The organism is Streptomyces sp. NPDC006691, from assembly GCF_042869955.1.
Classification (GTDB): Bacteria; Actinomycetota; Actinomycetes; order Streptomycetales; family Streptomycetaceae; genus Streptomyces.
Genome location: NZ_JBIAGW010000025.1, coordinates 77998 through 99937 on the forward strand (window position 1 = coordinate 77998; position 21940 = coordinate 99937).

General features: G+C 69.3%; 16 protein-coding genes and 1 tRNA gene. 9 read left to right on the forward strand and 8 right to left on the reverse strand.

What is annotated here, in order from left to right:
• The first annotated feature begins 161 nt into the window (after positions 1-161).
• The 5 genes from ACFYNP_RS34380 (at position 162) to ACFYNP_RS34400 (ending at position 5784) form a co-directional block, all read left to right on the forward strand.
• On the forward strand, positions 162-1379 hold the full coding sequence (locus tag ACFYNP_RS34380; RefSeq protein ID WP_388415597.1) for a branched-chain amino acid ABC transporter substrate-binding protein: 1218 nt from the start codon (positions 162-164) through the stop codon (positions 1377-1379).
• A 97-nt stretch (positions 1380-1476) separates the two neighbouring features.
• Complete coding sequence (locus tag ACFYNP_RS34385) at positions 1477-2406, forward strand: branched-chain amino acid ABC transporter permease (protein ID WP_388415378.1); 930 nt, start codon at positions 1477-1479, stop codon at positions 2404-2406.
• A 5-nt stretch (positions 2407-2411) separates the two neighbouring features.
• A complete protein-coding gene (locus tag ACFYNP_RS34390) occupies positions 2412-4205 on the forward strand; it encodes a branched-chain amino acid ABC transporter permease (RefSeq protein WP_388791122.1) in 1794 nt (597 codons plus the stop codon).
• A gap of 5 nt (positions 4206-4210) precedes the next feature.
• On the forward strand, positions 4211-5071 hold the full coding sequence (locus tag ACFYNP_RS34395; RefSeq protein ID WP_388415591.1) for an ABC transporter ATP-binding protein: 861 nt from the start codon (positions 4211-4213) through the stop codon (positions 5069-5071).
• Positions 5068-5784 carry an ABC transporter ATP-binding protein gene (locus tag ACFYNP_RS34400; protein ID WP_388415375.1) on the forward strand — a complete coding sequence of 239 codons (717 nt, stop codon included), beginning with the start codon at positions 5068-5070 and terminating at the stop codon, positions 5782-5784. The genes ACFYNP_RS34395 and ACFYNP_RS34400 overlap by 4 nt, the downstream gene beginning before the upstream one ends.
• A 74-nt stretch (positions 5785-5858) precedes the next feature.
• Here ACFYNP_RS34400 and ACFYNP_RS34405 read toward each other — a convergent pair whose 3' ends face one another.
• Entirely contained in the window at positions 5859-6512 is a 654-nt protein-coding gene (locus tag ACFYNP_RS34405) for an ANTAR domain-containing response regulator (protein WP_382588970.1), read from the reverse strand.
• A gap of 100 nt (positions 6513-6612) precedes the next feature.
• Between ACFYNP_RS34405 and ACFYNP_RS34410 the strand changes: the two genes are divergently transcribed.
• Both ACFYNP_RS34410 and ACFYNP_RS34415 read left to right on the forward strand, forming a co-directional pair.
• Positions 6613-6687: transfer RNA gene (locus ACFYNP_RS34410), tRNA-Leu, on the forward strand.
• A 107-nt stretch (positions 6688-6794) separates the two neighbouring features.
• Positions 6795-7586 carry a helix-turn-helix domain-containing protein gene (locus tag ACFYNP_RS34415; protein WP_388791124.1) on the forward strand — a complete coding sequence of 264 codons (792 nt, stop codon included), beginning with the start codon at positions 6795-6797 and terminating at the stop codon, positions 7584-7586.
• A 55-nt stretch (positions 7587-7641) separates the two neighbouring features.
• Here the strand turns inward: ACFYNP_RS34415 and pyk are convergent, their stop codons facing one another.
• Positions 7642-9078 (reverse strand): pyruvate kinase, encoded by a 1437-nt coding sequence (pyk, locus tag ACFYNP_RS34420; RefSeq protein ID WP_388415370.1) that lies wholly within the window; start codon positions 9076-9078, stop codon positions 7642-7644.
• 179 nt (positions 9079-9257) lie between these two features.
• Positions 9258-9950: an SIMPL domain-containing protein gene (locus tag ACFYNP_RS34425; protein ID WP_388791126.1), complete on the reverse strand. Its 693-nt coding sequence runs from the start codon at positions 9948-9950 to the stop codon at positions 9258-9260.
• A gap of 333 nt (positions 9951-10283) precedes the next feature.
• On the opposite strand from ACFYNP_RS34425, the gene ACFYNP_RS34430 reads away from it, so the two are divergent.
• Positions 10284-12104 carry a bifunctional metallophosphatase/5'-nucleotidase gene (locus ACFYNP_RS34430; RefSeq protein ID WP_388415366.1) on the forward strand — a complete coding sequence of 607 codons (1821 nt, stop codon included), beginning with the start codon at positions 10284-10286 and terminating at the stop codon, positions 12102-12104.
• 75 nt (positions 12105-12179) lie between these two features.
• Here the strand turns inward: ACFYNP_RS34430 and ACFYNP_RS34435 are convergent, their stop codons facing one another.
• The 5 genes from ACFYNP_RS34435 to ACFYNP_RS34455 all read right to left on the reverse strand — a co-directional run bounded on the left by ACFYNP_RS34435 (position 12180) and on the right by ACFYNP_RS34455 (position 19671).
• A complete protein-coding gene (locus tag ACFYNP_RS34435) occupies positions 12180-13589 on the reverse strand; it encodes a lysine N(6)-hydroxylase/L-ornithine N(5)-oxygenase family protein (protein WP_388415364.1) in 1410 nt (469 codons plus the stop codon).
• Positions 13586-15223 (reverse strand): pyridoxal phosphate-dependent decarboxylase family protein, encoded by a 1638-nt coding sequence (locus tag ACFYNP_RS34440; RefSeq protein WP_388791128.1) that lies wholly within the window; start codon positions 15221-15223, stop codon positions 13586-13588. The genes ACFYNP_RS34435 and ACFYNP_RS34440 overlap by 4 nt, the downstream gene beginning before the upstream one ends.
• Positions 15224-15514: 291 nt before the next feature.
• Complete coding sequence (gene pepN, locus ACFYNP_RS34445) at positions 15515-18043, reverse strand: aminopeptidase N (RefSeq protein WP_388791130.1); 2529 nt, start codon at positions 18041-18043, stop codon at positions 15515-15517.
• A 426-nt stretch (positions 18044-18469) separates the two neighbouring features.
• Positions 18470-18778, reverse strand: a complete 309-nt coding sequence (locus ACFYNP_RS34450) for a chorismate mutase (protein WP_100574485.1) — start codon at positions 18776-18778, stop codon at positions 18470-18472.
• 5 nt (positions 18779-18783) lie between these two features.
• The gene (locus tag ACFYNP_RS34455) at positions 18784-19671 is read right to left on the reverse strand and encodes a helix-turn-helix domain-containing protein (RefSeq protein WP_388791144.1); all 888 of its coding nucleotides are present in this window, start codon (positions 19669-19671) and stop codon (positions 18784-18786) included.
• A 127-nt stretch (positions 19672-19798) separates the two neighbouring features.
• Between ACFYNP_RS34455 and ACFYNP_RS34460 the strand changes: the two genes are divergently transcribed.
• Positions 19799-21595 (forward strand): beta-galactosidase family protein, encoded by a 1797-nt coding sequence (locus ACFYNP_RS34460; RefSeq protein ID WP_388791132.1) that lies wholly within the window; start codon positions 19799-19801, stop codon positions 21593-21595.
• Positions 21596-21940: the final 345 nt, after the last annotated feature.

Consider the following 21940-nt stretch of genomic DNA (forward strand, 5'->3'; position numbering starts at 1 on the left):
CCCACCCCCCTCGGCTGCGCTTAGAGTCACGGCCAGTCACCGCGCCGCCGGGTGCGACTGCTGCACGGCCCTTACCGATCAGTACGGCCCGGCGACCGACACGGCACCTCACTCACGAGGAGGCCGCGCCAGGGAAAGGACCCATCGTGCGACACCGTTCCTTGCTCATCCTCACTACAGTGCTCACCACAGGCGCACTCACGCTCACCGCCTGTGGTTCGCGCGACAAAAGCGGCGGCGACGACAGCAGCGGCAAGAAGCAGACCGTCGTCATCGGCGTAGACGCACCCCTCACGGGTGACCTGTCCGCCCTCGGCCTCGGCATCAAGAACTCCGCCGACCTCGCCGCCCAGACGGCGAACAAGCAGAACCTCGTCCCCGGCGTCGAGTTCAAGACCCAGCCGCTCGACGACCAGGCCCAGCCGTCCGTCGGCCAGCAGAACGCCACCAAGTTCATCGGCGACAAGACCGTCGTCGGCGTCGTCGGCCCCCTGAACTCCAGCGTCTCGCAGTCCATGCAGAAGCCGCTGAACGACGCCGGGCTCACCCAGATATCCCCCGCCAACACGGGCACCGAGCTGACCCAGGGCGACGGCTGGAAGACCGGCAACAAGGTCCGCCCCTACAAGACCTTCTTCCGCACCGCCACCACCGACCAGGTCCAGGGCGCCTTCGCCGCCAACTACCTGTTCAAGAACGCCAAGATCGACACGGTCTACCTCATCGACGACCAGAAGACCTACGGCGCCGGCCTCGCCGCGTCCTTCAAGGACACCTTCACCAAGCTCGGCGGCAAGATCGTCGGCTCCGACCACGTCAACCCCGACGACCGCGACTTCAACGCCATCGTCGCCAAGGTCAAGACCACCGGAGCCAAGGCCCTCTACTACGGCGGCGAATACCCCGCCGCCGGCCCCCTGAGCCAGCAGCTCAAGGACAGCGGCACCAACATCCCGCTCATGGGCGGCGACGGCATCTACAGCGCCGACTTCATCAAGCTCAACAAGAAGGCCAACGGCGACCTCGCCACCTCCGTCGGCAAGCCCGTCGAGCAGCTCGACTCCGCCAAGAGCTTCATCGCCAACTACAAGGCGGCCGGCTACAAGGACGCCTACGAGGCCTACGGGGGCGGCACCTACGACGCCACCTGGGCCATCATCCAGGCCGTCAAGGACGTGGTCACCGCCAACAGCGGCAAGCTCCCCAGCGGCGACCTGCGCGCCAAGGTCCTCGACGCCGTCGGCAAGGTCAAGTTCGACGGAGTCACCGGCCCCGTCTCCTTCGACCAGTACGGCGACACCACCAACACCATGATGACCGCCTACAAGGTCACCGACGGCGCCTGGAAGCCCGAGCTCAGCGAGGCCTACAAGCCGTAACCCGGCGGCATCCCGCCACACGCACACAGGACCGCGCGGGAGCGCCACCAGCGCTCCCGCGCGGTGCCATATCCGATCACTTCACGGAGGCCCCGCGGTGCACGAACTGCCGCAACAGCTGGCCAATGGACTCATCCTCGGCGCGATGTACGGACTGATCGCGATCGGGTACACGATGGTCTACGGCATTGTCCAGCTCATCAACTTCGCCCACGGCGAGATATTCATGGTCGGGGGCTTCGGGGCTCTCACCGTCTTCCTCGCACTCCCCTCAGGCTTCTCCCTCCTCGCCGCCATCCCCCTCATGATCATCGGCGGCGTCATCGTCTCCGTACTCGTCGCCACCGCCGCCGAACGCTTCGCCTACCGGCCCCTGCGCAACGCGCCCCGCCTGGCCCCCCTCATCACCGCCATCGGCCTCTCCCTCGCCCTCCAGCAGGCCGTATGGAAGTGGTACCCCGAAGCCAAGAAGGACCGTTCCTTCCCCCAGTTCAACGGCGATCCCTTCCACGTCCTCGGCGCCAACATCCAACGCGGCGACCTCTTCATCCTCATCGCCGCCCCCGTCTGCATGATCGCCCTCGGGTTCTACGTCACCAAAACCCGCACCGGCCGCGGCATGCAAGCCACCGCCCAGGACCCCGACACCGCCAAGCTCATGGGCATCAACACCGACCGCATCATCGTCATGGCCTTCGCCATCGGCGCCGCGTTCGCCGCCATCGCCGCCGTCGGCTACGGCCTCCACAACGGCCAAGTCGGCTTCCGCATGGGCTTCATCATGGGCCTCAAAGCCTTCACCGCAGCCGTACTCGGCGGCATCGGCAACATCTACGGAGCCATGCTCGGCGGCATCGTCCTCGGCCTCGCCGAAGCCCTCGCCGTCGGCTACGTCGGCAACATCCCCAGCATGGAACTCTTCGGCGGCGGCGCCTGGAAGGACGTATGGGCCTTCGTCCTCCTCATCGTCGTCCTCCTCGTGCGCCCCCAAGGGCTGCTCGGCGAACGCGTCGCGGACAGGGCGTGAACACCATGACCACCAACACCACCCACCGCGACAGCGGCACCCCGCTCATCCCGCTGCCCACCAGCCTCGCCCGGCACACCGTCACCGCCGGCGCCGCCATCGCCCTCATCGGCACCTTCATGGCCTGGACCTGGACCAGCGACTTCCCCGGCGACCTCACCGTCGACGGCTACCCCGGCGGCCTCCAGCTCCTCACCCTCACCGCCGCCGCCCTCACCCTCCTCTTCGCCCTCTCCACCTACGGCATCCCAGGACTGCGCTGGCTCACCCCCGCCGGCACCAACGCCCCCCTGCGCCTCCTCGCCCTCGCCACCTTCGGCACCACCGGCTACACCCTCGGCGCCATATCCGACGAACTCGGCGGCATCGTCAACCTCGAACCCGGCGCCTACGTCTCCGGCATCGGCGCCCTCATCGCCCTCATCGCCGCCTTCGCCCTCCCCGGCGACACCCCCGGCACCGACACCACCGGCGACAACCCCTGGCGACGCATCCGCCACACCCTCGCCGCCCCCAGCCCCCGCCCCGCCCAACCCCTCCCCGACTGGGCCGGCATCCTCATCATCGTCGCCGCCTTCGCCATCGGCCTCTACGTCTTCGCGTACGGCATCGACACCGCCTACACCGAACTGTTCATCGGCTTCCTCATCACCGCCGGCTTCACGTTCGCGGCCCTCACCCAAGCAGGCCTCCTCGCCCGCCTCGCCGCACTCACCGCACAACACCGCACCATCACCCTCAGCGCCGCCTTCGTCGCCGCGATCTGCTTCCCCTTCACCCAGTCCAGCGACGAATACGCCCTCATCGGCGCCAACATCCTCATCTTCGCCACCGTCGCCCTCGGCCTCAACGTCGTCGTCGGCCTCGCCGGCCTCCTCGACCTCGGCTACGTCGCCTTCCTCGGCGTCGGCGCCTACGCCGCAGCCCTCGTCTCCGGCGCAAGCCAATCCAGTCTCGGCGTCCACTTCCCCTTCTGGGCCGCCATCCTCGTCGGCGCCGGCGCATCCCTCGTCTTCGGCGTCCTCATCGGCGCCCCCACCCTGCGCCTGCGCGGCGACTACCTCGCCATCGTCACCCTCGGCTTCGGCGAGATCTTCCGCATCACCATGAACAACCTCAACGGGAACAGCGGACCCAACGTCACCAACGGCTCCCGCGGCATCCCCGCCATCCCCGACATCACCATCTTCGGATACGACCTCGGCATCAGCCACGACGTCGCCGGCTTCACCCTCGGCAAACCCGGCAACTACTACCTCCTGATGCTCGTCATCACCCTCGTCGTCGTCACCGTCTTCCGCCGCAGCGCCGACTCCCGCATCGGCCGCGCCTGGGTCGCCATCCGCGAAGACGAAACCGCCGCCACCGCCATGGGCATCAACGGCTTCCGCGTCAAACTCATCGCCTTCGCACTCGGCGCCACCCTCGCCGGACTCGCCGGCACCGTACAGGGCCACCTCACCAGCACCGTCACCCCCGAGCAGTACCAATTCGCCGGCTCCGTACCCCCCAACTCCGCCTTCCTCCTCGCCGCCGTCATCCTCGGCGGCATGGGAACCATGAGCGGACCCCTCATCGGCGCGGCCCTGCTCTACCTCATCCCGGCCAAACTCCAATTCATGCAGGACTACCAGCTCCTCCTCTTCGGAGTAGCCCTCATCGTCCTCATGCGCCTGCGCCCCGAAGGCATCATCGCCGACCGCAGGAAGAAGCTCGAATTCCACGAGACCGGCCAACTCGACACACCAGAAATCAGCATCACCGACACACCCGTCGGCGTCACCAAGGCGGGGGCGTGACCAGCATGACCACCACACCCAACACCGTCCTCCACGCCAGCGGCGTCACCATGCGATTCGGCGGCCTCACCGCCGTCCGAAACGTCGACCTCACCGTCAACAGCGGCGAAATCATCGGCCTCATCGGACCCAACGGCGCCGGAAAAACCACCTTCTTCAACTGCCTCACCGGCCTCTACGTCCCCACCGAAGGAAAAGTGACCTACAAAGGCACCCTCCTTCCCCCCAAACCCCACCTCGTCACCCAGGCCGGCGTCGCCCGCACCTTCCAGAACATCCGGCTCTTCCCCAACATGACCGTCCTGGAAAACGTCCTCGTCGGCCGCCACACCCGAACCAAAGAAGGCCTCTGGTCCGCCCTCCTGCGCCTCCCCGGATTCACCAGAGCGGAAAACGCATCCCGCGAACGCGCCATGGAACTCCTGGAATTCACCGGCCTCGCAGAAAAAGCCGACCACCTCTCCCGCAACCTCCCCTACGGCGAACAACGCAAGCTCGAAATCGCCCGCGCCCTCGCCAGCGAACCCGGACTCCTCCTCCTCGACGAGCCCACCGCCGGCATGAACCCCCAGGAAACCCGCGCCGCCGAAGAACTCATCTTCGCCATCCGCGACCAAGGCATCGCCGTCCTCGTCATCGAGCACGACATGCGCTTCATCATGAACCTCTGCGACCGCGTCTCCGTCCTCGTCCAAGGCGAAAAACTCGTCGAAGGCACCCCCGACATCGTCCAGGCCGACGAACGCGTCATCGCCGCCTACCTCGGCACCCCCTTCGAAGGCGCACCCGGAGACGAGGAACTCGCCGAAGTAGAAGCCGCCGAAACGGCGCAGAGCACCACCAGCACCGAGGGAGACACCCAGTGACCGCACTCCTCGAAGTCGAGGACCTCCGGGTCGCCTACGGCAAAATCGAAGCCGTAAAAGGCATCTCCTTCAGCGTCGAAGCAGGACAAGTCGTCACCCTCATCGGCACCAACGGCGCCGGGAAAACCACCACCCTGCGCACCCTCTCCGGCCTCCTCGAACCCCTCGCCGGAAACATCACCTTCGACGGAAAACCCCTCAAGAACGTCCCCGCACACAAAATCGTCGCCCTCGGAATGGCCCACTCCCCCGAAGGCCGCCACATCTTCCCCCGCATGACCATCGAGGACAACCTCCGCCTCGGCGCCTACCTCCGCGACGACAAAACAGGAATAGAAAAAGACATCCAGCGCGCCTACGACCTCTTCCCCATCCTCGGAGAACGCCGCAAACAAGCAGCCGGCACCCTCTCCGGCGGCGAACAACAAATGCTCGCCATGGGCCGCGCACTGATGTCCCAGCCCAAACTCCTCATGCTCGACGAACCCTCCATGGGCCTCTCCCCGATCATGATGCAGAAGATCATGGCCACCATCACCGAACTCAAAGCCCAAGGCACCACCATCCTGCTCGTCGAACAGAACGCCCAAGCCGCGCTCTCCCTCGCCGACCAGGGCCACGTCATGGAAATCGGCAAGATCGTCCTCTCCGGAACCGGACAGGACCTCCTCCACGACGAATCGGTCCGCAAGGCCTACCTCGGCGAAGACTGAACCCAGCGCCGCACGCAAAGGGCCCGCACCCGGAACTGCCACCGGATGCGGGCCCTTTGCATGCGCGTCGGGAACTACTCCCCCTTCGCCGCCTTCTTCTCCTCGGCGTCCTCGATAACCGCCTCGGCCACCTGCTGCATCGACATCCGCCGATCCATCGACGTCTTCTGAATCCAACGGAACGCCGCCGGCTCCGACAACCCGTACTGCGTCTGCAACACCGACTTCGCCCGGTCCACGAGCTTGCGCGTCTCCAGGCGCTGCGAAAGGTCCGCGACCTCCCGCTCCAGCGCCTTCAACTCCGTGAACCGCGACACCGCCATCTCGATCGCCGGCACCACGTCGCTCTTCGAGAACGGCTTCACCAGATACGCCATCGCGCCGGCGTCCCGGGCCCGCTCCACCAGGTCCCGCTGACTGAACGCCGTCAGCATCAGCACGGGGGCGATCGACTCCTTCGCGATCAGCTCCGCCGCGGAGATCCCGTCCAGGACCGGCATCTTCACATCCAGGATCACCAGGTCCGGCTGGTGCTCCCGGGCCAGCTCGACGGCCTTCTGCCCGTCACCGGCCTCGCCCACGACCGCGTAGCCCTCTTCTTCGAGCATCTCTTTGAGATCGAGACGAATGAGGGCCTCGTCCTCGGCGATGACGACGCGCGTCGTCATCGGCGGGACGTGCGTCGCGTCGTCGTCTGCGGTGGGCTGGGGCGACTCGGGGGCGGTCACGGGGGCTCCTCGGTTTAAGGCAGGTGCAGCTCGCCATGAGCCTACCTAGCTGCGGTATGGTGGACGCGCAACGGGTCAAGGGTAACCTTTGATTCGGTGGGCCCCGGTAGCCCAATTGGCAGCAGGCAATGGATTCAAAACCCATACAGTGTCGGTTCGAGTCCGACTCGGGGCACTTTTCCTTCGATTCGAAGGTCACGGCGTAACAAGCGGAGCTTCACGTTCGCGTGAAGCTCCGCTTTTTGCTACGTGGAGCAACACGCCGTCACACAAAGTGCCCGCATGAGCGTTTACGGCACAGAGGTTCGGCAGAGGGCGCTTACCTTGCTGCGTGAGGGCGCGAGGAACGCCGACGTGGCTCGGCAGCTCGACGTACCGGTCGGCACGATCGGGAGCTGGTGGCACTACGACCGCGCCAGACGCGGCGTGTGTCCGGGGGCAAAGCCAGAGATCAAGTGTCCGCGCTGTGACGGCGCGCCTCTGGCAGCCTCCGCGTACGCCTACCTGTTGGGTCTCTATCTGGGCGACGGGCACATCTGCCAGTACATCAAGCACCGCGTTCCCAGCCTGAGGATCACCTGCGCCGACTCATGGCCAGGGTTGATGGCGGAGTGCGAACGCGCTCTCCGCACGGTCTTCCCCCACAATTCGGTGTGCCGGGCCCGGAAGGACGGGTGCCATGACGTCAAGGTGACGTCACGTCACTTGTACTGCCTGTTCCCGCAGCACGGCGCCGGCAAGAAGCACGATCGCCCCATAGTTCTGGCTTCCTGGCAGGAAACGATCGTGCGCGACCACACCTGGCCGTTCATCAGAGGGCTGATCCACTCCGACGGCTGTCGCATCACCAACTGGACCGAGAAGGTCATCGGCGGTGAACGCAAGCGCTACGAGTACGTCCGGTACTTCTTCACCAACACGTCCACGGACATCCTGGGCCTCTTCACCGATGCCCTGGACCGAGTCGGCGTGGAGTGGCGCCCTGCGAACCAGGCCAGGCGCGCCCAGAACATATCCGTCGCCAAGCGGAACTCGGTCGCCCTGATGGACCACCACATAGGCCCCAAGTACTGAACACCGAACCCAGGGGCCCCCTGCGAGGGGTGGGGCAAGGGGCCGTGGCCCAGGGTTACTTGGGGCTGTCGTCCTCGCCGATGTGGTGGACGCGGACCAGGTTCGTGGAGCCCGCGACGCCCGGAGGGGAGCCTGCCGTGATCACGACGACGTCGCCCTTCTGACAGCGGCCGACCTTCAGGAGCATCTCGTCGACCTGCGCCACCATCTCGTCGGTGGATTCGACGTGAGGTCCGAGGAACGTTTCCACACCCCACGTGAGGTTGAGCTGGGAGCGGGTGGCCGGCACGGGGGTGAAGGCGAGCAGCGGGATCGGGGAGCGGTAGCGGGAGAGGCGTTTGACGGTGTCGCCGGACTGGGTGAAGGCGACGAGGAACTTCGCGCCGAGGAAGTCGCCCATTTCGGCGGCGGCTCGGGCGACGGCGCCGCCTTGGGTGCGGGGCTTGTTGCGGTCGGTGAGGGGCGGGAGTCCCTTGGCGAGGACGTCTTCCTCGGCCGCTTCGACGATGCGGCCCATCGTCTTGACCGTCTCGATGGGGTATTTGCCGACGCTGGTTTCGCCGGAGAGCATGACCGCGTCCGTGCCGTCGATTACGGCGTTGGCGACGTCGCTGGCTTCGGCCCTGGTGGGGCGGGAGTTGTCGATCATCGAGTCGAGCATCTGGGTGGCGACGATGACCGGTTTGGCGTTGCGCTTGGCGAGTTTGATGGCGCGCTTCTGGACGATGGGGACTTGTTCGAGGGGCATTTCGACGCCGAGGTCGCCGCGGGCGACCATGATGCCGTCGAAGGCGGCGACGATGTCGTCGATGTTGTCGACGGCCTGGGGTTTTTCGATTTTGGCGATGACGGGGAGGCGTCGGCCCTCTTCGTCCATGATGCGGTGGACGTCGTGGATGTCGCGGCCGCTGCGGACGAAGGAGAGGGCGATGATGTCGGCGCCGGTGCGCAGGGCCCAGCGGAGGTCTTCTTCGTCCTTGTCGGAGAGGGCGGGGACGGAGACGGCCACGCCGGGGAGGTTGAGGCCCTTGTGGTCGGAGACCATGCCTCCTTCGATGACGAGGGTGTGGACGCGGGGGCCGTCGACGCTGGTGACTTGGAGGGTCACTTTGCCGTCGTCGACGAGGATGCGTTCGCCGGTGGTGACGTCGGCGGCGAGGCCTTGGTAGGTGGTGCCGCAGTGGTGTCGGTCGCCTTGTGTGTCGGGTTCGACGGTGATGGTGAATTCGTCGCCGCGTTCAAGGAGTACGGGGCCTTCGGTGAAGCGGCCGAGGCGGATCTTCGGGCCTTGAAGGTCGGCGAGGATGCCGATGTTGTGGCCGGTCTCTTCGGAGGCTTTGCGGACGTGGTGGTAGCGCTGTTCGTGCTCGGCGTAGGTGCCGTGGCTGAGGTTGAAGCGGGCTACGTCCATTCCGGCTTCGACCAGGGCTTTGATCTGGTCGTATGTGTCGGTGGCGGGGCCCAGGGTGCAGACGATTTTGGCTCGGCGCATGGTTCGAGCCTAGGGCTTACCGGTGGGTAGAGATTTGGACTGGGGTTACTGCTCAACAACCTTTGCGTGAAGGGTGGTTGACAAGTGTTGAATTGTGCGCGGGGGCGCTCCGATGAGCATGTCGGGGCGCCCGGCGCGGGTGGGCGTCACGGGCTGTGTTCGGGTGCTCTGTTCGGTGGTTACAGCTTGGGCGGGGTCATGAGGAAGCGGGCGTTGACGCGGGCGTGGACGGACTGGCGTTGGGGTTCGAGGTCGAGGGTGGGGGCGGGTTCGGCGGCGCCGGGGGCGGCGGCGCGGAAGGCCATGCCGCCTGCGGCGGGGAGGCCGTAGGGGGTGGGGTTTTCGGCGCCGGGGTCGGAGAGTTCGACGAGGGCGGCGAGGGTGGCGCCGAGGGCGTCGGCGTATTCGCGGGCGCGTGCGACGGCTTGGTGGACGGCGCGGCGGCGTACTTCGCTGTGGGCGGGTGAGTCGGGGCGCAGGGACCACCAGGGGCCGTCGACGCGGGTGAGTTCGAGGTCGGCTAGGCGGGTGGTGAGTTCGCCGAGGGTGGTGAAGTCGGTGAGTTCGGTGGTGATGTGGACGGTGCCGTGGTAGGTGCGGACGCGTTCGCCGCGGCCGTGGCGGGTGAGTTCGGGGGTGAGGGTGAAGGCGCCGGTTTCGAGTTTTTCGATGGCGTCTCCGTAGCTTTTGATGAGGTCGATGACGTGGGTGTTGCGGCGGGTGAGGTCGTCGAGGGTGGCGCGGCGGTCGGTGCCGCGGGTGGCGATGGTGATGGTGATGCCGGCGATTTCGGGGTCGACTTCGAGGTGGGCTTCGCCGTGGACGGCGAGGCGTGGCTGTTCGGGGGTGCCGTAGGGCTGGGCGTCGGTCATGGGTCCACTGTGGCACCGGTGGGTGTGGTCGGGTGGGGGCTTGCCGTCGGGGGTTTGGCAGCGGGGCTTGCCGGCGGGGTCCGGCGGCGGGGCTTGCCGGCGGGGTCCGGCGGCGGGGCTTGCCGGCGGGGTCCGGCGGCGGGGCTGGCCGGCGGGTCCGGCGGGGCGGCTTTCCGTCGGGGCCCGCAGTGGCGCTTTGGTCGGGGGCCGGTCATCAGATCGCAACCTGCGGGGGGTGTTGCGGGTGGCCGGTTCTGGGTCAGAATCCCTGGGTCTACGCGCGTCACCGTCCGCACAACTTCCGCGCGCGTCATACGACTTCAGGGAGAGAGCATGCCGCTGAACCGCAGGACGTTCCTGGGCACTACGGCCGCCGCCGGGGCCGGTGTGGCCGTGGCGGGGGGTGTGGTGTCGCCCGCCGAGGCGGCGCCCCGGACGCAGGATCTGGGCCATGGGCACGGGCGTGAGCCGAAGCGGTACGCGTTCTCGGTGATGGGCACGACGGATCTGCACGGTCATGTCTTCAACTGGGACTACTTCACGGACGCGGAGTACGACGACGCGGCGCACAACGACGTGGGTCTGGCGAAGATCTCGACGCTGGTGGATCAGGTCCGTAAGGAGAAGGGCCGCCACAACACGCTGTTGATCGACGCGGGTGACATCATCCAGGGCACGCAGCTGTCGTACTACTACGCGCGGGTCGAGCCGATCACGGGTTCGGGCGGCAAGCGGGGTCCTGAGCATCCGATGGCGCTGGCGATGAACCACATGCGCTACGACGCGGCGGCGCTCGGCAACCACGAGTTCAACTACGGCATTCCGACGCTTCGGGCGTTCCAGGACCAGCTGGACTTCCCGCTCCTCGGCGCGAACGCGCTGGACGCGAAGACGTTGAAGCCGGCTTTCCCTCCGTACACGGTGCGGCGTCTGAAGGTGCCGCACGGGCCGGATGTGAAGGTGGGGATCCTGGGGTTGACGAATCCTGGGATCGCGATCTGGGACAAGGCGAACGTGCAGGGGAAGATGACGTTCCCGGGTCTGGTGGAGCAGGCGAAGATCTACGTGCCGAAGCTGCGGGCGCTGGGTTGTGACGTGGTGATCTGTACGGACCATTCGGGTCTGGACGGGGGCACGTCGTACGGGGACGCGCTGCCGTATCCGGAGAACGCGTCGTCGCTGGTGGCGGAGCAGGTGCCGGGGATCGACGCGATTCTGGTGGGTCACACGCACAAGGAGGTGGCGTCGCGGACGGTGGTGAACAAGGAGACCGGCAAGTCCGTGGTGCTGTCGGAGCCGTACATGTGGGGCATGCGGCTGAGTGTTTTCGACTTCGCGCTGGAGTTCGCGCGGGGCCGCTGGCAGGTGACGTCGGTGACGGCGGATGTGCGCAATGCGAACGCGGTGGCCGAGGATCCGGTGGTGAGGCGTCTGGTGAAGGCGGAGCACGACAAGGTCGTGGCGTATGTGAACCAGGTGGTGGGCACGAACGCGGCGGAGATGCGGTCGGCGGAGGCCCCGTACAAGGATGTGCCGATCATCGATCTGATCAACCGCATTCAGACGGACACGGTGAAGGCGGCGCTGGCGTCGTCGGAGTACGCCTCGTTGCCGGTGCTTTCGCAGGCGGCGTGTTTCTCGCGGACCGCGGTGATTCCTGCGGGGAAGGTCACGATCAAGGACGTCGCGGGTCTGTACGTGTACGAGAACACGCTGGAAGCACGGCTTCTGACGGGTGCTCAGATTCGGGCGTATCTGGAGTTCTCGGCGAACTACTACGTGCAGACGACGGGCCCGGTCGACCCCGCCAAGATCACCAACGCGAACAGCACGCCGGACTACAACTATGACGTGGTGAGCGGCGTCTCGTACGAGGTCGACATCGCGAAGCCGGCCGGTTCGCGGGTGTCGAAGGTGATGTTCGACGGGAAGCCGTTGGACGACAAGGCGCAGTTCGTGCTGGCGGTGAACAACTACCGGGCCAATGGTGGCGGCAACTTCCCGGGGGTGGCGACCGCCAAGCAGGTGTGGGCGAACTCCGATGAGATCCGCAACACGATGATCGCGTGGGTGAAGGCGAAGGGTGTCATCGATCAGGCGGAGTTCGCTTCGGTGGACTGGAAGCTGACACAGAACGGCGTGGCCGTGTTCTGAGCCGTGTTCTGAGCCGCTTTCTGAGCCCCGCCCTGGGCCTCTCCCGGGCCTCCTGGAAGGGGTTCTGACGGTGTGTCACGGCTGTTCGACGAGTGGGATCAGGCCCTCCGGTTGGTGTGGGACCGGGCGGGCCTGATTTTTTTTGTCGAGGCCGAAGGTGGTGAAGGCGGTGCGGGCCGGCTGGGGGTAGGGCTCCTTTCCGGTGAGGGAGTTGAGGATGGTGGCGCTGCGCCAGGCGGCGAGGCCGAGGTCGGGGGCGCCGACGCCGTGGGTGTGCCGTTCGGCGTTCTGGACGTAGACGTTGCCGGTGACGGAGGCGTCCAGGACCAGTTTGAACTCGGCGTCGATGCGGGGGCGTTCGGCGCTGTCGTAGCGCATGTAGGGGTCGAGTCCGGCGAGCATGCGGCCGAGGGGGCGTTCGCGGTAGCCGGTGGCGAGGACGACGGCGTCGGTGGTGATGCGGTCGCGTACGCCCTGCTGGGTGTGTTCGAGGTGGAGTTCGACCTTGGTGGTGGCGACGCGTCCGGCGGTGCGTACGGAGACTCCGGGGGTCATGGTGATGTCGGGCCAGCCGCCGTGCTGGGTGCGGCGGTAGAGCTCGTCGTGGATGGCGGCCATGGTGTCGGCGTCGATGCCCTTGTGGAGCTGCCATTGGCGGGGCAGGAGCTGGTCGCGTACGGGTTCGGTGAGGGCGTGGAAGTAGCGGGTGTAGTCGGGGGTGAAGTGTTCGAGGCCGAGCTTGGAGTACTCCATGGGCGCGAACGCCTCGGTGCGGGTGAGCCAGGCGATCTTCTCGGCGCCCGCGGGCCGGTTGCGCAGGAGGTCGAGGAAGACTTCGGCGCCGGACTGGCCGGAGCCGATGACGGTGATGTGCTCGGCGGCGAGCAGCCGGGCGCGGTGGTCGAGGTAGTCGGCGGAGTGGATGACGGGGACGGTGGGGGCGTCGGCGAGGGGTTTGAGGGGTTCGGGGACGTGGGGTTGGGTGCCGACGCCGACGGCGAGGTGGCGGGTGTAGGAGCGGCCGAGTGCTTCGGCTTCGCCGTGGAGGTCGAGCTGGGTGAAGTCGATCTCGAACAGGCCGCGTTCGGGGTTCCAGCGGACGGCGTCGACCTGGTGGGAGAAGTGCAGGTCGGTGAGGTTTTCGCTGACCCAGCGGCAGTAGGCGTCGTATTCGGTGCGCTGGATGTGGAACTTTTCGGCGAAGTAGAACGGGAAGAGCCGTTCGCGGTGCTTGAGGTAGTTGAGGAAGGTCCAGGGGTTGGCGGGGTCGGCGAGGGTGACGAGGTCGGCGAGGAAGGGGACTTGGAGGGAGGCGCCTTCGATGAGGAGACCGGGGTGCCAGTGGAAGGCGGGGCGCTGTTCGTAGAAGGCGGTGTCGAGTCCGCCGGGTACGCCGTGGGCCAGGGCGGCGAGGGAGAGGTTGAAGGGGCCGATGCCGATGCCGACGAGGTCGTGGGGTTGGTCTTCGGGGGTGTGGGTGGTCATCGGTGGGTGCCTTCCGTGGGGGGTGGGGTGGTGGCGGGGCGGGCGCCGACGGCGCGGAGTGTGGTGTCGAGGAGGGTGTGCAGGTCGTGGGGGGTGAGGTGGGGGTTGAGGAGGGTCGCTTTGAGCCACAGGCGTCCCTCGGCGTGGGCGCGGCCGAGGACGGCGGTGCCGTGGTGGAGCAGGGTGCGGCGGATGTCGGCGACGGTGGTGTCGTCGGCGCCGTACGGACGGAAGAGGACGGTGGAGATGGCGGGAGCCGCGTAGAGCTCCAACTGCGGGTGCTGGTCGATGAGTTGGGCCAGTCGCGCGGCGTGGTCGCAGACGCGGTCGACGAGGTGGGCGAGGCCGTCACGGCCGAGGGCTCGTAGGGTGACGGCGATTTTGAGGGCGTCGGGGCGGCGGGTGGTGCGCAGGGAGCGGCCGAGGAGGTCGGGCAGGCCCGCTTCGGTGTCGTCGTCGGCGTTGAGGTAGTCGGCGCGGTGCCCGAGGGGGGTGAGGCGGCTGGGGTCGGCGACGGCGATGAGGCCTGCGGCGACGGGTTGCCAGCCGAGTTTGTGCAGGTCGAGGGTGACGGTGTGGGCGCGTTCGAGGCCGCCGAGCCGGGGGCGGTGACGGTCACTGAACAGGAGGGGCCCGCCGTAGGCGGCGTCGATGTGGAGTTCGGCGTGGTGGGTGGCGCACAGGTCGGCGATGGCGGGCAGCGGGTCGATGGCGCCGGTGTCGGTGGTGCCTGCGGTGGCGACGACGAGGGTGGGGCGGGCGCGCAGCTCGGTGAGGGCGGCGTCGAGGGCGGCGAGGTCGGTGGTGCCGGCGGGGGCGGGGACGACGACGGGGTCGGGCAGGCCGAGGAGCCAGGCGGCGCGGTGGATGGAGTGGTGGGTGTGGGCGCCGCACACGATCTGGACGGGTCCGTGGTGTTCGCGGGCGAGCAGGAGCGCGAGCTGGTTGGACTCGGTGCCGCCGGTGGTGACGAGGGCGTCCCCGCCGTGGGGCCAGATCTCGTGGGCGATGCCGCGGGTGAGGAGGGCTTCGAGCGCGGAGGCGGCGGGGGCCTGGTCCCAGGAGTCCAGGGACGGGTTGAGCGCGCCGGCGGCGAGGTCGGCGGCCGCGGCGAGGGCGAGCGGCGGGGTGTGCAGGTGGGCCGCACAGCAGGGTTCGGCGGGGTCGGCGGAGCCTTCGGCGAGGGCGCGTACGAGGGTGGTGAGGGCCTCTTCGGCGCCGGTGCCGCGGCTGGGGAGGAGGGTGCTGAGGGCCGCCTCGGTGCGGGGGCCGGCCTGGGCGGGGCCGATGCGGGTGCCGGTGCTTGTCCCGGTGCTGGTGCCGGTGCTTGTCCCGGTGCTGATGCCGGTGCCGGTGTCAGCGCCTGTGCCGGTGCCGGTGCCGGTGTCAGCGCCTGCGCCTGTGCCCGTGCCGACGTCAGGGTCCGTGCCGGTGCCGTTACCGCTGCCGGAGGTCCGGGTGGGGAAAGTCGTCGCGGCGTTGTGGACGCGCTGGGCGACCGCTTCGGGTCCGCCGGGCGGTAGCGGGCCGCCCCGGGTCTTCGCCCCCTGGTGGAGGGCGTCGAGTACGACGTCGAGCAGGGGGCGCAGGGCCGCGGGCCCTGCGGTGCCTCCGGCGAGGGGCGGGCTGTGCATGGGGTTCCTTCGGGGGTGCGGGCAGCGACTTCACCAGCGTGATCCTGGATCGGCCGGTGAAGCCGCTGTGCACAACGATCTCAACCCGAAAGTGGTACTGCCTTGCGGTGGGGGCGAGTTGGGCAGGGTGCTTGCTGGTATGGCGTGCGGGCCGGATCCCCAACTCGCCTGCGGGCCGGATGAGTTCGGCCGGGTCCCGGCGGGCCGAGCAGGACCGTGGGGATCGATCGGGTCCCGTCGGGCTCGACCTGGTCCCGTCGGGCTCGGCCTGGTGTGCGGGAGTCTCCGTGGTCAGCTCGTGGTGCGGCCCCGTACGTGCAGGGCGCGACGCAGGTCGTCGACCTGGTCGATGAGTTTGCGGCGCAGGGCGGGCAGCAGGTCGGTGCGGGTGAGGGCGGCTTCGCCGTGGTGCAGGGCGTCGGTGTCGACGGGGCCGGGGAAGGCGTGACGGCCCACGGCGTCGGCGATGGCGGGGCCGCGGCGGTCGGCGAGCGGGGGCGCGTCCTGGTAGTAGCGGGCGGTGTAGGGCCGCAGGAGTTCTTCCTGTTCGGGTTGCCAGAAGCCTTGGGCGGTGGCGGTGAGGAGGTAGTTGGACAGGGTGTCGCCGTGGAACATGGCGTTCCAGGCGGCTTCCTTGGCGGCGGCGGTGGGCAGCGCGGCGCGGCAGCGGGCGGCGCCCTCTTCGCCGGTGGCGCTGGGGTCGGCGGCGAGGTGGGCGGCGATCTCCTGGTCGTCGGTGGCGCCGAGGACGGCGAGGCGGGTCAGGATGCGCCAGCGCAGTTCGGGGTCGAGGGCGGGCCCGCCGGGGACGTGGCCTTCTTCGAGCCAGCCGCGGATGGTGTCGGGCTGGGTGGCGGCGTCGATGAAGTGGCGTACGGCGATGAGGCGCAGGCCCGGGTTGGTGCCGTCCTCGGTGCGGCGGATGAGGTCGCGGGTGAGGTCGCTGAGCAGCGCGAGTGCGGCGGGGCGTTCGACGGGGGTGAGGTAGCGGTCGGTGATGTGGGCGGCGGCGAAGGCGAGGACGCCCTGGACGATGGCGAGGTCGGCTTCTTCGGTGAGGTGGGCGCGGGCGGTTTCGAGGTAGGCGGCGGGTTCGAGTTCGCCGTCGCGGACCATGTCGCGCAGGGAGTTCCACAGGACGGCGCGGGTGACGGCGTCGGGGATGCCGGACAGGGAGCGCAGGGCGGTCTCGGTGGAGGTGGCGTCGAGGCGGACCTTGGCGTAGGTGAGGTCCTGGTCGTTGAGGACGAGGAGTGCGGGGCGGCGGCCGGGGCGTACGGTCGTCTCGTCCTGGGGTACGTCGATGTCGATGTGTTCACGCGGGACGAGGGTGTTGCCGTGGCCCGGTGCGTGGTCGTAGGCGCCGACGGTGAGGCGGTGGGGGCGCTCGCCCTGCCGGGTGACGGTGAGGTGCCAGGCGCCGTCGGTTTCTTCGACGGTGGGGGTGAGGGTGTCGACTCCGGTGGTGCGCAGCCATTGTTCGGCCCAGGCGTGGACGTCCCGGTCGGTGGTGCGGGCGAGGGAGTCGATGAAGTCGGCGAGGGTGGCGTTGGCGAACTTGTGCCGGGCGAAGTGGGTGTTGATGCCGGCGAGGAAGTCCTTCTCGCCGAGCCAGGCGACGAGTTGGCGCAGCGCGGAGGCACCCTTGGCGTAGGAGATGCCGTCGAAGTTGAGCAGGGCGGACGCGGTGTCGGGGACGGCGTCGGCCGGGGGTGCGACGGGGTGGGTGGAGGGGCGCTGGTCGGCGTCGTAGCCCCAGGACTTGCGGGTGATGCCGAAGTAGACCCAGGTGTCGGTGCTGCTCCAGGCGGGGAGTATGCCGGAACTGGCTTGCTGTGCGGCCTCGTTGAGGGTGTGGTAGCCCATGTATTCGGCGAAGGACTCGTTCAGCCAGATGTCGTCCCACCACTGGAGGGTGACGAGGTCGCCGAACCACATGTGGGCCATTTCGTGGGCGATGACCATGGCGCGGGTCTGGCGTTCGGTGTCCGTGACGGCGGAGCGGTAGACGAACTCGTCGCGGAACGTGACGAGTCCGGGGTTCTCCATGGCGCCGGCGTTGAATTCGGGGACGAAGGCCTGGTCGTAGGAGTCGAAGGGGTAGGGCTCGTCGAACTTCTCGTGGTAGCGGTCGTAGCAGTGCCGGGTGACCTCGAAGAGTTCGTCGGCGTCGGCGTCGAGGTGGGGGGCGAGCGAGCGGCGGCAGTGCAGGCCGAAGGGGAGGCCCGCGTGTTCGGTGGTGACCGAGTGCCAGGGGCCCGCGGCGACGGCGACGAGGTAGGTGGAGATGACGGGGGTGGTGGCGGCTGTCCAGCGGCCGTCCTCCTGTTGTGCGGTGATGCCGTTGGCGAGGACGGTCCAGCCGTCGGGGGCGCGCACGGTGAGGTCGAAGACGGCTTTGAGGTCGGGCTGGTCGAAGGCGGCGTAGACGCGCTGTACGTCGTCCATGAACAGCTGGGTGTAGGTGTAGGTCTCGCCGTCGACGGGGTCGGTGAAGCGGTGCAGTCCCTCACCGGTGCGGGAGTACGCCATGTCGGCGTCGACGTGCAGTTCGTGCGGGCCTTCGGTGAGGGTCAGTGCGAGCCGGTTCTCATCGAGGGCCTCGGGGTCCAGGGGCGTTCCGTCGAGGGTGACCGAGCGCAGCGAGGCGGGCTTGAGCTCGACGAAGGTGTCCCCGGCGGTGTGCGCGGTGAAGTGGATGGCGGTGCGGGAGGTGAAGGTGTCCTCGCCGCCGGTGGTGAGGTCCAGGTCGATCGCGTACCGCTGTACGGAGAGGAGTCGGGCTCGGGTCTGCGCTTCGTCGCGCGTCAGTACGGACATGGGGCCATGCTGCCCGATGCGGCGGGGGCGGCACAGGCCGCCCGGAGGGGGCGGGGGCCTGAGGGGGTCGGGGGCCCGGGCCCCCGGCCCCTTTCGGCCTCGCACCGTGCGTGGCTGTTCGCGCAGTTCCCCGCGCCCCTGTAACTGGGCCGGCATTCCCCGGCCGCGCCCACCGCGGCGGAGCCGCGCGAACGTCACAGCCCCGCGCCCCTGTAACTGGGCCGGCATTCCCCGGCCGCGCCCACCGCGGCGGAGCCGCGCGAACGTCACAGCCCCGCGCCCCTGTAGGTGGGCCGGCATTCCCCGGTCGCGGCCACCGCGGCGGAGCCGCGCGATGGGGATGAGCTCCGTCAAGGCGTGATACGGGGTCTGGGGGCGGGGCCTCCGGGGTCGGAAGCTCCAGGGGCGCCGGGGGGGGCGGGGCCGTCAGGCGGATTTGGCGATGGTCTCGTGGTGCCTGATGACCTCGGCGATGATGAAGTTGAGGAGCTTCTCGGCGAAGGCCGGGTCGAGCTTGGCGCTCTCGGCGAGGCGGCGCAGGCGGGCGATCTGCTCGGCTTCGCGCGAGGGGTCGGCCGGGGGCAGGCTGTGTTCGGCCTTGAGGTGGCCGACCTGCTGGGTGCATTTGAAGCGCTCCGCCAGCATGTGCACGACGGCGGCGTCGATGTTGTCGATGCTGTCGCGGAGCCTGCCCAGCTCAGCCTGCACGGAGGGGTCGATCGTGGTCATGGTCATCGAGCTTACGTGGCGTGGCCCGCGATGGTCGGGGGGTGTTCAGGATCCGGGATCCGGTGGCTCCAGCCGCCGGGAACGGCCCGGCCCTGCTGGGCGCGGAAGCGTACGGGGGCGATGCCGACGCGGCGGGTGAACAGGCGGGAGAAGTAGGCGGGGTCGTCGTAGCCGACGCGGCGGGCTATGGCCGCGACCGGCAGTTCGGTGGCGGCGAGGAGTTCCTTGGCGCGGCCGAGGCGGATGCCGAGGAGGTAGTCCTTGGGGCTGCATCCGGCGGCCCGGCGCACGGCGGTGCGCAGCTCGGCGGGGGTCATGCCGTGCCGGGCTGCGTGTTCGGCCACCGACAGGGGCTGGAAGGCGTCACGGGCCAGGGCGTCGAGGACGGGGTCGCCGTCGGGGGCGACGTCGGCGCGGGCGCGGCGCAGTGCGACGAGGAGTTCGTGGACGGCGGCGGCGGTCTCGACCTCCAGGAGCGGGTTGCCGCGGCGGGCGGCTCTGGCGATGCGGCCCACGGCGGCGCGGGCGCCGACGGTGTCGCTGAGCGGCACGACGGGGTGGTCGGGGTCGATGTAGCCGAGTTCGGTGTACGTGGTGGTGGCGGGCCCGCTGAAGTCGACGAACGACTCGTCCCAGCCGGTGGCGGGGTCGGGCCCGTAGTGGTGGGGGACGCCGGGGGTGAGCCAGATCAGGGCGGGTGCGGTGACGGCCTGCCTGCGGCCGTCGGTGCCGCGGAACCAGCCGCTGCCGGCGCCGATGACGACGGCGACGTGGTGGTCGAGGGTGCGGGGTCCGACGGTGGGCAGCGTGCCGTGCTGGAGGCCCACTCCCAGGCAGACCAGGCCGAGGCGGTGGTGGGCCGGGCTGGGGGTGAAATACCGCATCCAGGTGTGATACATGCCCATGTCCGTTCTGTGCCGTCCCCCTTGCGTCCAATCAGCGCCGATCTTTGTCCATGGACCGGCAACCGCGCCAGGGGCGAGAGTGGCCGGGCACAGTGACCGAGACAGATGGGCGGGGCGGCCGGTGGGCGACTTCACCGTGGGGGACGAGGATTTTCTGCTCGACGGGCGGCCGGTGCGCCTGCTGTCGGGGGCGCTGCACTATTTCCGGGTGCACGAGTCGCAGTGGGGGCACCGGCTGGCGATGCTGCGGGCGATGGGCCTGAACTGCGTCGAGACGTACGTCCCGTGGAACCTGCACGAGCCGCGGCCGGAGGGGTACGAGGACGTGGCGGCGCTCGGCCGGTTCCTGGACGCGGCGGATGCGGCCGGGCTGTGGGCGATCGTGCGGCCGGGGCCCTACATCTGTGCCGAGTGGGAGAACGGCGGGCTTCCGCACTGGCTGACGGGCCCGCTCGGCCGGCGCGCGCGCACCGGCGACCCGGAGTATCTGGCGCACGTGGAGCGCTGGTTCGGGGTGCTGCTCCCCCAGGTCGCCGAGCGTCAGATCGACCGGGGCGGGCCGGTGCTGATGGTGCAGGTGGAGAACGAGTACGGCAGTTACGGCACCGACCGGGGCTATCTGGAGCACTTGGCGGGGCTGCTGCGCGACCGCGGCATCGCGGTGCCGCTGTTCACCTCGGACGGTCCCGAGGACCACATGCTGACCGGGGGTTCGCTGCCCGGGGTGCTCGCCACGGCGAACTTCGGCAGCGGGGCGCGCGAGGGCTTCGAGGTGCTGCGCCGCCATCAGCCGTCGGGGCCGTTGATGTGCATGGAGTTCTGGTGCGGCTGGTTCGACCACTGGGGCGCGGAGCACGTGGTGCGGGACGCGGAGGACGCGGCGGCGACGCTGCGGGAGATCCTGGAGTGCGGGGCGTCCGTCAACCTGTACATGGCGCACGGTGGCACCAACTTCGCCGGCTGGTCCGGCGCGAACCGGGCGGGCGAGCTGCATGTGGGGGCGCTGGAGCCGACGGCGACGTCGTACGACTACGACGCGCCGATCGACGAGGCGGGGCGGCCGACGGAGAAGTTCTGGCGGTTCCGGGAGGTGCTCGCCGCGTACCAGGACGGCCGTACTCTGCCCGAACTCCCGCCGCCACCGGTCGAGTTGACCGGTTCGCACGCGGTCCGTACGGACGGCTGGGCGTCCCTGCCGGACGTTCTGGACGTCCTGGGGGGAGCGGAGTGCGAGGGGCCGGTGCCGGCGACGTTCGAGGAGGTGGGTGTCGACCGGGGGCTGGTCCGCTACCGGGTCGATGTGCCCGCGCCGCGTCAGCCGTACGCGCTCGGGGTGCTCGGGCTGCGGGACGTGGCGACGGTGTACGTCGACGGCGTACGCGCCGGGGTCCTCGACACGGAGGACGCGGCGCTGCCCGAGCCGGTGCCGGGGGGTGCGGCGGTGGAGCTGTGGGTCGAGTCCCTGGGCCGGGTCAACTACGGGCCGCGCGGCGGGGAGCCGAAGGGGATCACGGGTGGGGTGCTGCACGAGCGGCAGTACTTGCACGGGGTGCGGGCGCGGGGGCTGCGCCTGGACGCCTTCTCCGCCCCCGGGGTGGCGAAGGTGCCCTTCGCCCTGGCGGGGGCGGCGGGGTCGAAGGGGGCGGCGGGGGCGGCAGGTTCCGCGGGGGCCGTCGGTCTGCACCGGGGTGCCGTGGACCTGCCGTCCGCCGGGGCCTCGTTCGCGTGGCTTCGGCTCCCCGGGTGGGGGCGGGGGTTCGTGTGGGTGAACGGGTTCTGCGTGGGGCGGTACTGGGGGGTGGGGCCGCAGCGGGGGCTGTACGTGCCGGGGGCGGTGTTGCGGGCCGGGGGCAATGAGGTGTGGGTGCTTGAGCTTGCGGGCGCGGAGGGGGCGGGGCCCGTCACCCTGGGCGCCTGACCCTTCCACCCCGGCGGGGTGAAGCGGCCGGGGCTCGGCCCCCGACCCCGCTCCTCAAACGCCGGAGGGGCTGAGTGCGGCCGCTTTCGGGTGTGGGTCGTGGGTGGCTGGTCGCGCAGTTCCCCGCGCCCCTAAAAGCCTCGGTGCTGGCCCGCATTGGGCGCTTCAGCCCGTCCGGCCGATCGGTACGGGCCCGCATCGAGGCATTTTCAGCCCGTCCGGCTGATCGGTACGGGCCGGTGGAGGCATTTTCAGCCCGTCATGGGGGTCCCCCCTGGCCCTTAAGGCCTTGGGGGAGTTTGAGGACGAGCGCCCTTAAGGCGCGATACGGGGTCCGGGGCGGAG

Excerpts from the sequence above, each read along its gene's own strand:
- ACFYNP_RS34390 (WP_388791122.1), top strand. The coding sequence starts at position 2,412 with ATGACCACCAACACCACCCACCGCGACAGCGGCACCCCGCTCATCCCG.
- ACFYNP_RS34395 (WP_388415591.1), top strand. The coding sequence starts at position 4,211 with ATGACCACCACACCCAACACCGTCCTCCACGCCAGCGGCGTCACCATG.
- ACFYNP_RS34415 (WP_388791124.1), top strand. The coding sequence starts at position 6,795 with ATGAGCGTTTACGGCACAGAGGTTCGGCAGAGGGCGCTTACCTTGCTG.
- pyk (WP_388415370.1), bottom strand. The coding sequence starts at position 9,078 with ATGCGCCGAGCCAAAATCGTCTGCACCCTGGGCCCCGCCACCGACACA.
- ACFYNP_RS34425 (WP_388791126.1), bottom strand. The coding sequence starts at position 9,950 with ATGACCGACGCCCAGCCCTACGGCACCCCCGAACAGCCACGCCTCGCC.
- ACFYNP_RS34430 (WP_388415366.1), top strand. The coding sequence starts at position 10,284 with ATGCCGCTGAACCGCAGGACGTTCCTGGGCACTACGGCCGCCGCCGGG.
- ACFYNP_RS34435 (WP_388415364.1), bottom strand. The coding sequence starts at position 13,589 with ATGACCACCCACACCCCCGAAGACCAACCCCACGACCTCGTCGGCATC.
- ACFYNP_RS34440 (WP_388791128.1), bottom strand. The coding sequence starts at position 15,223 with ATGCACAGCCCGCCCCTCGCCGGAGGCACCGCAGGGCCCGCGGCCCTG.
- pepN (WP_388791130.1), bottom strand. The coding sequence starts at position 18,043 with ATGTCCGTACTGACGCGCGACGAAGCGCAGACCCGAGCCCGACTCCTC.
- ACFYNP_RS34450 (WP_100574485.1), bottom strand. The coding sequence starts at position 18,778 with ATGACCATGACCACGATCGACCCCTCCGTGCAGGCTGAGCTGGGCAGG.
- ACFYNP_RS34455 (WP_388791144.1), bottom strand. The coding sequence starts at position 19,671 with ATGTATCACACCTGGATGCGGTATTTCACCCCCAGCCCGGCCCACCAC.